This window comes from Streptomyces sp. R28, assembly GCF_041052385.1.
Classification (GTDB): domain Bacteria; phylum Actinomycetota; class Actinomycetes; order Streptomycetales; family Streptomycetaceae; genus Streptomyces.
This window is the reverse complement of sequence record NZ_CP163439.1, coordinates 7,278,202-7,291,002: the sequence shown is the minus strand read 5'-3', so window position 1 is coordinate 7,291,002 and position 12,801 is coordinate 7,278,202. Positions and strand designations below refer to the sequence as shown.

Below are 12,801 nucleotides of genomic sequence, written 5' to 3'. Positions count from 1 at the left end.
CGCCGGTTACGCCGCCCGTCCCTTGACCCTCGGGTCGCACCACTGGCAGCGTGCCGATCATGAGGCTTCCCGTGGCACACCGGTCTGCGGGCGTCGCGCTCGTGGAGCGACGCCACGTCGATCTGTGCCGGCAGTCCAGCGCCGTCTGTCGCTGAGCCGTGGCCTTTCCCTCCCCTCCCTCCTCCCCCTTCTCTCCCTTCTCTCCCACGCCCTTTCGAGGACCCCGCATGCCCGAAATATCCCGCCGCGCCTTCGGTGGTCTCGTCGGCGGCGGCGCCGTGACCGCCGTCGCCGGTACGGCCACCGCGGGCGAAGCTGCCGCAGCCGTCGATGCCACCCCCGCCGAGCGCCCGTTCAAGGCCCGCGCCGCCTCCACGTCCGGGAAGCGCCCCAACCTCCTGGTCATCCTCGGCGACGACCTCGGCTGGGCCGACCTGTCCTCGTACGGCGCCCCGCACATCAAGACCCCGAACCTGGACCGGCTGGCCCGGCAGGGGGTGCGGTTCACCGACGCGTACTCGGGGTCGGCGACCTGCTCGCCGACCCGGTTCAGCCTGTACACCGGGCGCTATCCGGGCCGTACGAAGGGCGGGCTCGCCGAGCCCATCGCCAACAAGACGCAAGGGCTGGACCCGAACCACCCCACACTCGCCTCCCTCCTGAAGAAGGCGGGCTACTCCACCGCCCTCATCGGCAAGTGGCACTGCGGCTGGCTGCCGGACTACAGCCCCACCAAGTCGGGCTGGGACGAGTTCTTCGGCAACTTCGGCGGCGTGCTGGAGTACTTCTCCAAGCTCGGCCAGCTGGGCACGTACGACCTCTACGAGGGCGACGCGGAGTACAAGGACCTGCGGTACTACACGACCGTGCTGACCGAGCGGGCCGTGGAGTACGTGAGCCGGGAGCACGACAAGCCGTGGCTGCTGAACCTCAACTTCACCACCCCGCACTGGCCCTGGCTCGCGGAGGGCGACGAGGAGACCGGCGCCGAGATCGCCGCGAAGATCCGCGCCGCCAAGTCCCAGGCGGAGGTGAGCAAGGCGCTCAACCACCACGACGGCGGCTCGGTCGAGAAGTACACGGAGATGGTGCAGAGCCTCGACGCCGCCGTCGGGGAGGTGCTCGGGGCGCTGCGCCGGTCCGGGCAGGAGGACGACACCGTCGTGGTGTTCGCCAGCGACAACGGCGGCGAGCGCTGGTCGTACCTGTGGCCGCTGAGCGGCGAGAAGTTCGTGCTCCAGGAGGGCGGTATCCGGGTGCCGACGATCGTGCGCTGGCCGGCCCGTATCGACGGCCACCAGGTCAGCCACGAGCCGAACTTCTCCCCCGACTGGACGGCGACCCTGCTGGAGCTGGGTGGCGCCCGGCCCGACCCGGCGTATCCGCTGGACGGCACCAGCCTCGCCGGGTACCTGCTGCGGGGCGAGGCGCTGCCGGAGCGGGATCTGTTCTGGCGGGTGCGGGCGGGCCGGGCCCTCAGGCGCGGCGACTGGAAGTACTACCGGGACGCCGACGGCACCGACCACCTCTACGACCTCGCCGCCGACCAGCGCGAGCAGGCCGATCTCGCGCCCGACGAACCCGAGTTGCTCGCCGAGCTGAAGACGTCCTGGGAGAAGGTCGCCGGCACCCTGCTGCCGTACCCGGACTAGCCGAGGATGCCGCGGTCGTACGCCGTCGCCACCGCGGCCGCGCGGTCCCTGACGCCCAACTTGGCGTACAGGTGGGTGAGATGGGTCTTCACCGTGGCCTCGCTGATGAACAGCTCGCGGGCGATCTCGCGGTTGGAGGTGCCCCTGGCGACCAGGGCCAGCACTTCGCGCTCGCGTGCGGAGAGCGGCTCGTTGCCGGGGGCCCTGGGCGCGCGGACCGCGGAGACCAGACGGGAGGCGACCGCCGGGGACAGGACGGTTCGGCCCTCGGCGGCGGCGCGGACCGCCGTGAAGAGCTCGTCGCGCGGGGCGTCCTTGAGCAGATAGCCCGTCGCGCCCGCCTCGATCGCGGGGAGGGTGTCGGAGTCCGTGTCGTACGTGGTCAGCACGAGGACCTTGGCGCGGGCTCCGGTGCGGGTGAGGTGGGCGATCGCCTCGACCCCGCCGCCGCCCGGCATGCGCAGGTCCATCAGGACGACGTCCGGGTCGAGGGCGTCCGCCTTCTCGACGGCCTCGACGCCGTTCGACGCCTCGCCGAGCACGGTGAATCCGGGCGCGGAGTCGAACATGCCGCGCAGACCGTCCCGTACGACGGGATGGTCGTCGACGATCAGCACGGAGATCGAGGCGTCGTCACTCATGGCGGACCAACGGTACGCGAGCCGACACCGCCGTGCCGTGCCCCGGCTCGGACTCGACGGTGAAGGAGCCGGCGATGCGTTCGGCGCGGACGCGCATGCCGTCGAGACCGAAGCCGCCGGTGCGGGTACGTTCGGGGACGGTGAGCGGGTCGAAGCCCTGCCCGTCGTCGCGGATGTCGAGGATGACCTCGTCGCCGAGGAAGGAGAGGGTGACGCCCACGCGGGTCGCCCGGGCGTGGCGGGAGGCGTTGGAGAGCGCCTCCTGAGCGATCCTCAGCAGCGTCGCCGAGACCTCGTCGTGGAGTTGCTCCGCGGTGCCGGTGACCGTGAACTCGGCGCGTATGTCGGCCCGTTCGGCCCAATCGGCGACCGTGCCCTTCAGGGCCTCGGGCAGTGGGTCGTTCGCCAGGGCCACGGGGGCGAGGTTGTGCACCGAGCGGCGGGCCTCGCCGAGGCTGTGGCGGGCGAGGGCCGAGGCGCGGTCGAGATGGGTGCGGGCCGTGGGCAGGTCGGGGGCGTTCGCGACGACCTGGAGCTGGGCGATGATGCCGGTCAGGCCCTGGGCGATGGTGTCGTGGATCTCGGCAGCCAGGCGCCGGCGTTCGTCGGCGACGCCCGCCTCCCTTGCCTGGACGAGGAGTTGGGCGTGCAGGGCGGCGTTCTCGTCGAGGGCCTGCTGCAACGCCGTGTTGGCGCGTTCGAGTTCGGCGATGGTGGCGGCCGGGTCGAGGGAACGCCGCTCCTCCTGCTCGGTGAGATGGGCTACGACCGTCTGGAGGCCGAAGTTGGCCACCAGGAGACCGGCGAACGCGGCCCACTGGCCTCCGTTCTTCGGCGGCAGCCCACCCATCTGCGAGCCGGCCAAGGTGACCGCGGTGACGAACAGTCCGAGCCGCCGCCACATGCCGGGGATCAGCTCGTCGGCGTCCATCAGGCCGGTGGCCGCGTAGAACCCGAAGAGCGGGTTGATCCAGGTGAGCGCGAAGGCGATCGCCCAGCGGACGACGTAGTACGCCGTCCCGGCCCGGGACGGGGACCGGCCGCGGTTGGCCCGGCGGTGACGGGTGCGGTTCCACCACAGCTGCAGCGCGAACGCCGCGGCGACCAGGACTGCGGCGGCGTACCACTCGCCGACGCCGTCCATCATGTCGGCGGCGATGGCCGACAGGACGGCGCCAGTGACGAGCAGCCCGTACGGCCCCAAGCTGTGCAACTGCTCCCAGCGCCGCTCGATCTGCGTGTCCGCTGCGGTCATGCGCCCAGTCTGCACGGCCCGTTGCCTACTCCCACCGGAACCAGCGCGACGCGGCGGACGTGAGCAGCACCGTCCAGGCCACGAGCACGCCCAGGTGGGTCCAGCCCGGCAAGTCCCCCACCGCGGACCGGTTCAGCGCCTCGGCGGCCGCGCCGAACGGGGTGTACCCGACGATCCGGGCCAACACGTCCGGCATCGTCTGCACCGGCGCCCACACGCCCGCGCAGAACATCGACGGGAAGAACACCGCGGACCCGATGGCGCCGGCGATCTTCGTCGTCCGGGACAGGGCGGAGATCACCGCGCCGAGCGCGAGGGCGACCAGGACGGCGAGGACCAGGGCGAGGAGGTATCCGAAGGGCTGCTCGGGCAGTCGTACGTCGAAGGCGAGCCGCCCGACGGCGAGGGCGAGCAGCGCCGACGTCAAGGCGGCACCTCCGTACACCAGCATCTGCGCGGACAGCAGGGCCGCCGGCCGGACCGGGGTCGTGGACATCCGGCGCAGGATGCCGCGCTCGCGGTAGCCGGTGAGGGTCTGCGGCATGGCCTGGAGCCCGCCCATGATCAGGCCGAGCAGCACGGCCACGGGGACGTAGATGTCGATCGTCCGCAGACCGCCGAGGTCGGCCTGGGGATCACGGAACGAGGGGATCGAGCCGAGGATCACCAACAGCAGGGTCGGGAAGAGCAGGATCCAGAAGAGCATGCCGGGTTCCCGGCGGAAGAGGCGGATCTCCGCCTTCAGTACGGTGTTGTTCAGGACGACCGTGCTCATGCCGCCGCCTCCTTCGTGAGGTCGAGAAAGGCGTCGTCCAACGTGGCGTCGACGACACGCAGTTGATGGGCCGTGATGCGGGTGCGGGCAAGCAGCGTGATGACGGCGTTCACGGTCTCGTCGGTGCCGGCGAGGGTGAGGCGGCCGTCCTTGTGCTCGACGGACGCGAGCGCGGGAAGCGTGTTCAGTTCGCCCTCGTCCAGCGGCGCGGACGGGGTGAAGCTGATGACGGTGGCGCCCGCCGAGCGGCGGATGAGACCGGCCGGGGTGTCCAGGGCGGCCACCCGGCCCTTGTCGATCACGGCGATCCGGTCGCAGAGCCGCTGGGCCTCCTCCATGAAGTGGGTGACGAGCAGGACGGTGACGCCGTTCGCGCGGACGTCCTCGATCAGCTCCCAGGTGTCCCGGCGGGCGCGCGGGTCGAGGCCGGTGGTCAGCTCGTCCAGGACGACGATCCGGGGGTTGCCGATGAGGGCGAGCGCGATGAACAGGCGTTGCTTCTGTCCGCCGGAGAGCTTGGCGAACCGGGTGGTGAGCTTGGCGGTCAGGCCGAGGCGTTCGGCGAGGGGCCGCCAGTCGAGCGGGTCCGGGTAGAAGGCGGCGTACAGCTCCAGTGCCTCCCGGACGGTGAGCTTGGCCTGCAGCTCGCTCTCCTGGAGCTGGGCGCCGAGGACCCGGCGGGTGGCCTCGTGGTCGGTGACGGGGTCGAGGCCGGTCACCCGGACGCGGCCCGCGTCGGGGAGGCGCAGGCCGCCGACGCACTCGACGGTGGTGGTCTTGCCGGCGCCGTTCGGGCCGAGGATGCCGAAGATCTCGCCCTCCTCGACGGCGAAGGAGACGCCGTCGAGGACGGTTCGGCCGCCGTAGGACTTGCGTAGATCACTGACGTCGACGACAGGTGTGGATGCCATGCCACGAGGGTCCCGGCGGGGCGGGGTCCGGCACATCGGCCGACGCGCTCGAACAGGCATCAGCCGATCGGCTGACGGCGGCCTACGACCCGCCGGGCGAGGTGGTACGACTCCTCGAACACGCAGGTCGTAGGGCCAAAGCCCGATCCCGGTCCGGCCAAAACTCGGTGGGCAGTGTCAGTGGCGATCCGTAGGCTCGCTGCTGATGGTGACGACACGTGCAACCGCCGAGGACCGACCTGATCGAGCCGACCGTTCCGCCGTGCGTACGCTGCTGCGCCTGTGGCCGTATGTGCGGCCCGTGCGGGTGCGGTTGTTCACCGCCGCGTTCGTGGCGGTCCTCGCCTCGTGCGCGGCGCTGGTCATTCCGCTCGTCCTGAAGTGGATGGTGGACGGGCCCGTCGCCGACCGGGATCCGGCGGGGGTGTGGCTCGGGGCGCTCTATCTGCTGCTGCTCGGCTTCGCGGAGGCGTTGCTCTTCGGGCTGCGGCGGTGGCTGGTGGCGCGGCCGCTGGCGGGGGTCGAGGCGGGGATGCGGGCGGATCTGTACCGGCATCTGCAGCGGCTTCCGGTGGCGTTCCACGACCGGTGGGCGTCGGGGCAGTTGCTGTCGCGGGGCACGACCGATCTGATGCTGCTGCGCATGTTCCTCGCCTTCCCGTTGACGTTCCTGCTGGTCAACGGCGTGACAATCCTCGTCGGCGTGATCATCATGCTGCTCCAGGACTGGACGCTGGGGCTGGTGATCCTGATCCCGGCCGTGCCCGTGATGGTCACCTGCGTGGTCTTCGAGAAGCGGTACGCCGAGGTGGCGCGCCGCGCGCAGGACCAGGTCGGCGATCTGACGACGGTCGTCGAGGAGAGCGTGCTCGGGATCCGGATCATCAAGGGGTTCGGGCGGCACCGCAGTCAGGCGCTGGCGTTCCGGGAGCTGTCCCGCACACTGCGCGGCACGGAGCTGCGCAAGGCCAGGCTGCTGGCGACGATCTGGGGCGTCATCGTGACGCTGCCCGAGGTGGCCATCGGGGCGGCGCTGGTGCTGGGCACCGTGCAGGTGGCGGACGGGGAGCTGTCGGCGGGCACGCTGGTGGCGTTCTTGTCGACCGCGCTCGCGCTGCGCTGGCCCGTGGACTCGATCGGCTTCCTGCTGGCGATGAGCCAGGAGGCGGCGACAGCTACGGAGCGGTACTTCGAGGCGATGGACGCGGAGCCGGAGGGGCACGAGGTCTCGACGGCGAAGGGCGACGGCAAGGACCGCGGACTGCGCTTCCACAAGGTGCGGTTCCGCTATCCCGACGCCCCCGACGACTCCCCGCCCGTCCTCGACCGCATCGACCTCCACATCCGCCCCGGCGAATCCATGGCCCTCGTAGGCGCGACGGGCAGCGGCAAGACGACCCTGACCGCCCTGATCCCCCGTCTCCACGAGGTGACATCCGGCCGCATCACCCTCGACGGCCAGGACATCTCCGCCATGCCCCGGGAATCGCTGCGCGAACTCGTGGCCGTCGCCTTCGAAGAGCCCACCCTCTTCTCCGCCAGCGTCGCGGACAACGTTCTCATGGGGGCCTCGGACGGCTCGGGACAGCCCGAGTTGGAGCGGGCCCTCGGGGTCGCGCAGGCCGGCTTCGCGCACGCCCTGCCGCACGGAACCGAGACACAGGTCGGCGAACAGGGCCTCAGCCTCTCCGGCGGGCAGCGCCAGCGCCTCGCGCTCGCGCGGGCGGTGGTCGGACGGCCCAGGTTCCTCGTCCTCGACGACCCCCTGTCCGCCCTCGACGTGCACACCGAGGCCGCCGTCGAGGCCGCCCTGCGGGACGTGCTCGCGGAGACGACCGCCCTCATCGTCGCCCACCGCCCGTCCACCGTGCTCCTCGCGGACCGCGTCGCCCTGCTCTCCGACGGCCGTATCGCCGCCGTCGGCACCCATCACGAACTGCTGCGCAGCAACGCCGAGTACGCCCACCTGATGGCCGGGACCGAGGAGGCCGACCGATGACGGCGACGACCGCCACCGCACCGGGCAAGGACCAGCCGGCCGAGGAACCCCTGGGGCCGGACGACCCCTTCGACCGTGATGTCCTGCCCACTCCCCCGGGCGCCACCGCCGCCCTCCTGCGTTCACTGCTCGCCCCGATGAAGGCCCGCGTCGCCGTCACCACACTCCTGCTGCTGCTCCAGCAGGCGGCGGTGCAGGCGGGCCCGCTGCTGGTGGCGTACGCCATCGACTCGGCCGTACCGGCGTTCCGGCGCGACGACCTCGGGCCGCTGATCGCCGTCGGGGTCGGCTATCTGCTGTGCGCACTCGCCTCCGGCGTGCTGCAGTACGCCTTCATCCTGCTCTCCGCCCGCGTCAACCAGGACGTGCTGCTCGACCTGCGCGGCCGTATCTTCCGCCACGCCCAGGCCCTGAGCGTCGACTTCCACGAGCGCTACACCTCGGGCCGGCTCATCTCCCGCTCCACCACGGACGTGGAGTCCCTGCGCGAGCTGCTGAACGAAGGCCTCCAGGAACTCGTCACCGTCATCCTGTCCTTCGTCTACATCTCGGCGATGCTGCTCTGGCTCGACCTCGGCCTGGGCGCGGTCGCGGTGGCCTCGTTCGTACCGCTGTATCTCCTCGTGCGGCTGTATCGGCGGCGCGCCGGGCGGGTGTACACCCTGCGCTCCACCGCCATCGCCGCCGTGATCGTCAAGTTCGTCGAGACCATGAACGGCATCCGCCCGGTGCGCGCGTTCCGCCGTGAGACCGCCAACGACGCCGACTTCCGCGTCCTCAACTCCCGGCACGAGAGGATCAACGGCGACGCGCTGCTGGAGATGGCCCGCTATGTCGTCGGCTCCCGGCTCGTCGCCAACACGGCCGTCGCGTCGATCGTGCTGTGGGGTGCCTACCGGGTGGCGGGCGGCTCGCTGGCCCTCGGTGTGCTGGCGGCGGCCGTGCTGTATCTGCGGCGGCTGTACGACCCGATCGACCGGCTCGGCATGTTCCTCAACTCGTACCAGTCGGCGGCGGCCTCCCTGGAGAAGATCGCCGGACTGCTGGCCCAGCGGCCGTCCGTCCCCGAGCCGGCCGCGCCCCAGCAGCTCCCGGCACTGGAGTCCCGGCACCCCGGCCGCGAGGTCGTCTTCGACGGCGTCCGGTTCGGCTATCGCACCGGCGGCGAGGTGCTGCCCCGCTTCGACCTCACGATCCCGGCCGGCCAGACGGTCGCGGTCGTCGGCTCCACCGGCGCGGGCAAGTCGACGCTGGCCAAGCTCGTCGCGCGCTTCTACGACCCCTCCGACGGCCGGGTCCTCCTCGACGGCGTCGACCTGCGTGAACTCGCCGTGCCCGAACTGCGGCGCGGGGTGGTGATGGTGACGCAGGAGGCGTTCCTGTTCTCCGGCACGGTCGCCGAGAACATCGCGATCGGCCGGCCGGACGCCACCCGCGAGGAGATCGAGCAGGCGGCGAAGGCCATCGGCGCGCACGACTTCATCAGCTCGCTGCCCGACGGCTACGACACCGACGTACGCAAGCGGGGCGGTCGTATCTCCGCCGGTCAGCGCCAACTCGTCGCGTTCGCGCGGGCACTGCTCGCCGACCCGGCCGTGCTGATCCTCGACGAGGCGACCAGCTCCCTCGACATCCCCGGCGAACGGGCCGTGCAGCGCGCGATGTCGACGGTCCTGAACGGACGTACGGCCGTCGTCATCGCCCACCGGCTGTCCACGGTCGAGATCGCGCACCGTGTGCTGGTCATGGAGCACGGGCAGATCGTCGAGGACGGCACGCCGGCCGAACTCATCGCGGGGACGGGCAGGTTCGCGGATCTGCACCGGGCGTGGCGGGACAGTCTGGCGTAGGCGTAGGCGGACGGCAGGGACGAGGACGGGGCACGGGGAACGATGATCGACGCGTACGAGGATCCGGGCGAGCCAGACTGTCGCAGCGGCGCCCGGTACCTGTGGTGGCTGGTCACCCAGCAGGCGGGACGGTCCGCGCTCGGGGCGCTGATCTCCGCCGTCTGGATGGTGCTGCTGGCAGCGGCGCCGTATCTGCTCTCGCGGGCGGTGGACGAGGGCCTGGCGCCCGGTGACTACGCGGCGCTGGCCGCCTGGACCGGCGCGCTGGCCGGGGTGCACGTGTTCAACGCCTGGCTGAGCATCATGCGGCACCGCACGATGACCCGGGTGCGGATGGACGCCCTGTTCCGCACCACCAAGGTCCTGGTCGGGCAGTCGGTCCGGCTGGGTGCCGCGCTGCCGCGGCGGATCGGGGCCGGCGAGGTCGTCACGATCGGGGTGGGCGACGTCCAGACGATCAGCGGCAGCCTGACCGTCATCGGCCCCGGTTTCGGCGCGATCGTCGCCTATCTCGCCGTCGCCGTGCTGCTGGTGTCGGTATCGGTGCCGATCGCGGTCGTGGTGCTGTTCGGCATGCCGGCGATCGCCGTGCTCGTCGGACCGCTGCTCGGCCGGCTGCAAGGCACCGAGACCGAGTACCGGGAGCGGCAGGGCGTACTGACCGCACGGATCGCCGACCTCGCGGGCGGCCTGCGCGTCCTCAACGGCCTCGGCGGCAAGGGCCTGGTCGCCGACGCCTTCCACCGCGACTCGCAACGGCTGCGCGCACAGGGGTACCGGGTCGGGGCGGTGACCAGCTGGGTGCAGGCACTCGGGATGGGGCTGCCGACGCTGTTCCTGGCCGTGGTGACCTGGCTGGCGGCCCGGCTGGCCGCCCAAGGTGCCATCACGGTCGGCGAGTTGGTGTCGGTCTACGGCTACGTCGCGGTCCTGGTCCGCCCGATGGCGTTCGTCGTGGAGATGGTCTACCAGGTCGCGCGCGGCGTGGTGGCGGCGCGGCGAGTCGTACGGTTCCTGCGCCTGGAGCCGATGCCCGACACCGGCACCCGGGACGCGCCCGCGGAGCCGGCGGCACTGCACGACCCCGAGTCCGGGGTACGGGTGCTGCCGGGCCGCCTGACCGCACTGGCCGCCGCGCTGCCGGCCGACGCCACAGCCGTCGTGGACCGCCTGGGCCGCTACGTCCCGTCGGCCGCGACCTGGGGCGACGTTCCCCTGAGCGAGATCGCGTTGCCGCAGCTGCGGGCGCGCGTCCTGGTCGCCGACCACGAGGCCGACCTGTTCGCGGGCACGCTGCGGGAGCTGATCGCCGGCCACGCGGGCCCGGACGGCCGGGACGAGGCGGCGATCGCACGGGCGGTCCGCACGGCAGTCGCCGAGGACATTGTCCGGGGCCTGCCCGACGGCCTCGACACCCCCATCGACGCCCAGGGCCGCAACCTCTCCGGCGGCCAACGCCAACGCGTCCGCCTCCTGCGCGCGCTGCTGGCCGACCCGGAAGTGCTGCTGGCCATCGAGCCGACGTCCGCGCTGGACGCCCACACCGAGGCGAGGGTCGCACAACGCCTGCACGCGGAGAGACAGGGCCGCACGACGGTGGTGACGTCCACGTCCCCCCTGCTCCTGGACCGCGCGGACACCGTGCATTTCCTGGTCGACGGCAAGGTGACGGCGACGGGCACACACCGCGACCTGCTGGACGGGGAGCCGGGATACCGAGCGCTGGTGGCACGGGACGAGAACGCCGAGGAGGCCGTGAGTTGACGGACCGGAAACGCTCCCAGGGGCGCGGGACTGTATCGATGAGCGGCTCCGCCGCGGGGCGCGACCAGCCACATCGAACCCGCACCCGGCAAACCACCCGAACTCCCGGGCTCCCGGCCACGAAATCCAATGCACCGAGTCACCTCCCCATCGCCGAGCCCCGCGACGTCCGACGAGCCGCCGCCCGCCTGATCCGAGCCGACGCCAAAGCCTTCACAGCCGTACTCGTCCTGAACTCACTCGCAGCTGTCGTCGGCCTGGCCGGCCCCTGGCTGGTGGGCCGCATCATCGACGAGGTCCGCGCCGGCCACGGCGTAACGACCGTCGACAAACTGGCCCTGGCGATCCTGATAGCGGCAACAGCCCAGCTGCTGCTGGCCCGCTGGGCCCGCTACGTAGGCCACCGTTTCGGCGAACGCACCCTCGCACGGGTCCGCGAGGAATTCGTGGACCGCACCCTCGCCCTCCCCGCGAACGTCGTCGAACGAGCCGGCACCGGCGACCTCACCTCCCGTGGCACCACAGACGTCGCCCTCGTCGGCACGACCCTGCGCGACGCCGGACCCGAGCTGCTGATCAACTCCGTACAGGCAGCGTTCCTGCTGGCCGCGGTCTTCATCCTGGACCCGCTGCTCGGCCTCTGCGGAGTACTCGGCTTCGGCGGCATCTGGTGGGCGATGCGCTGGTACCTGCGCCGCGCCCGCGACGGCTATCTCGCCGAGGGCGCGGCCACCTCGGAGGTCGCGGAGATCCTCGCGGCGACGGTGTCCGGTGCCCGCACGGTGGAGGCCCTGCGCCTCGAACGGCGAAGGGTGGCGGCGAGCCGCGACGCGCTGGAGAGGTCCCGCCGCACCCGCTTCCACACCCTGTTCCTGCGCACCGTCTTCTTCCCGGCCGTCGAGGTGTCGTACGTCGTTCCCGTGACGACGGTCCTGCTGCTCGGCGGCGTGCTGCTGGAGCGGGGCGCGCTGAGCCTGGGCTCGGTCGTGGCGGCCGCCCTGTATCTGCAACGGCTGAGTGAGCCGCTGGACGAGATCCTGATGCGGGTCGAGCAACTGCAGAGCAGCGGCGCCTCGTTCGCCCGCGTGGAGGGCCTGGCGCGAGCCCCGCAGGCGACGGACACCGACTCGCCGACCCCCGCGGACGACCGGCTCGACGTGACCGGCGTGCGCTACTCCTACGACCGCGGTGGCGAGGTCCTCAGCGACGTCGACCTGACCGTGCGGCCGGGGGAACGCCTCGCGGTGGTCGGCCCGTCCGGCGCCGGGAAGACGACCCTGAGCCGACTGCTGGCGGGCGTGGACGCGCCGACCGCCGGCTCGGTGACGGTCGGCGGTGTCCCGGTCGTCGCACTCGGCCCGGAGCAGCTGCGCCGCCAGGTCGTCCTGGTCACCCAGGAGCACCACGTCTTCCTCGGCACGGTCCGCGACAACCTCCGTATCGCCGAACCGTCCGCCACGGACGAGGAGTTGTGGGCCGCCCTCACCGCGGTCGGCGCCGACGCCTGGGTACGGCGGCTGCCCGACGGCCTCGACACGGCGCTGGGCGACGGGGGCCGCCGTACGGACGGCTCGCAGGCCCAGCAGCTCGCGCTCGCCCGCGTGGTGCTGGCCGACCCGCACACCCTGATCCTCGACGAGGCGACGGCCCTGCTCGACCCGACGACCGCCCGCCACACCGAGCGCGCCCTGGCCGCCGTACTTCAGGGCCGCACCGTCATCGCCATCGCCCACCGTCTGCACACGGCGCACGACGCGGACCGCGTGGCCGTGATGGAGAACGGCCGCCTCACCGAGCTCGGCACCCACGACGACCTGGTCGCGGCGGGCGGGGCGTACGCGGCGCTGTGGCGGTCGTGGCACGGGGAGCGGCCCGCCTCGCCCGGAACGGCGTAGGCCTGATCAGGCGATCTATGCTCGGTGCCAGCACTGTCCGCTTCTCCTGGGGAAGTCCG

At 72.1% G+C, this 12,801-nt stretch carries 10 protein-coding genes; 6 read left to right on the top strand and 4 right to left on the bottom strand.

The annotated features are described in order from the left end of the window. Positions 1-59: 59 nt before the first annotated feature. Both AB5J49_RS32840 and AB5J49_RS32835 read left to right on the top strand, forming a co-directional pair. The gene (locus AB5J49_RS32840) at positions 60-155 is read left to right on the top strand and encodes a putative leader peptide (protein ID WP_369172486.1); all 96 of its coding nucleotides are present in this window, start codon (positions 60-62) and stop codon (positions 153-155) included. A 72-nt stretch (positions 156-227) separates the two neighbouring features. Then, positions 228-1,652 (top strand): sulfatase, encoded by a 1,425-nt coding sequence (locus tag AB5J49_RS32835; protein ID WP_369172485.1) that lies wholly within the window; start codon positions 228-230, stop codon positions 1,650-1,652. Here AB5J49_RS32835 and AB5J49_RS32830 read toward each other — a convergent pair. From AB5J49_RS32830 to AB5J49_RS32815, 4 genes are read right to left on the bottom strand one after another with little or no spacing between them, the layout of a single operon-like run. Then, a complete protein-coding gene (locus AB5J49_RS32830) occupies positions 1,649-2,293 on the bottom strand; it encodes a response regulator (RefSeq protein ID WP_369172484.1) in 645 nt (214 codons plus the stop codon). The two genes, AB5J49_RS32835 and AB5J49_RS32830, sit on opposite strands and share 4 nt — an antisense overlap. Further along, a complete protein-coding gene (locus AB5J49_RS32825; protein WP_369172483.1) occupies positions 2,286-3,548 on the bottom strand; it encodes a sensor histidine kinase in 1,263 nt (420 codons plus the stop codon). Before AB5J49_RS32825 ends, AB5J49_RS32830 begins: the two co-directional genes overlap by 8 nt. Positions 3,549-3,573: 25 nt before the next feature. Further along, entirely contained in the window at positions 3,574-4,323 is a 750-nt protein-coding gene (locus AB5J49_RS32820) for an ABC transporter permease (protein WP_369172482.1), read from the bottom strand. Continuing rightward, positions 4,320-5,234, bottom strand: a complete 915-nt coding sequence (locus tag AB5J49_RS32815; RefSeq protein ID WP_369172481.1) for an ATP-binding cassette domain-containing protein — start codon at positions 5,232-5,234, stop codon at positions 4,320-4,322. Before AB5J49_RS32815 ends, AB5J49_RS32820 begins: the two co-directional genes overlap by 4 nt. Before the next feature lie 205 nt (positions 5,235-5,439). Here AB5J49_RS32815 and AB5J49_RS32810 point away from each other — a divergent pair, with 205 nt between their 5' ends. From AB5J49_RS32810 to AB5J49_RS32795, 4 genes are read left to right on the top strand one after another with little or no spacing between them, the layout of a single operon-like run. Next, entirely contained in the window at positions 5,440-7,233 is a 1,794-nt protein-coding gene (locus tag AB5J49_RS32810) for an ABC transporter ATP-binding protein (protein WP_369172480.1), read from the top strand. Continuing rightward, positions 7,230-9,083, top strand: coding sequence for an ABC transporter ATP-binding protein (locus AB5J49_RS32805; protein ID WP_369172479.1), 1,854 nt, complete (start codon positions 7,230-7,232; stop codon positions 9,081-9,083). Before AB5J49_RS32810 ends, AB5J49_RS32805 begins: the two co-directional genes overlap by 4 nt. Before the next feature lie 42 nt (positions 9,084-9,125). Continuing rightward, a complete protein-coding gene (locus AB5J49_RS32800) occupies positions 9,126-10,847 on the top strand; it encodes an ABC transporter transmembrane domain-containing protein (RefSeq protein WP_369172478.1) in 1,722 nt (573 codons plus the stop codon). A gap of 38 nt (positions 10,848-10,885) precedes the next feature. Next, entirely contained in the window at positions 10,886-12,742 is a 1,857-nt protein-coding gene (locus AB5J49_RS32795) for an ABC transporter ATP-binding protein (RefSeq protein ID WP_369172477.1), read from the top strand. The last annotated feature ends 59 nt before the right edge of the window (positions 12,743-12,801 follow it).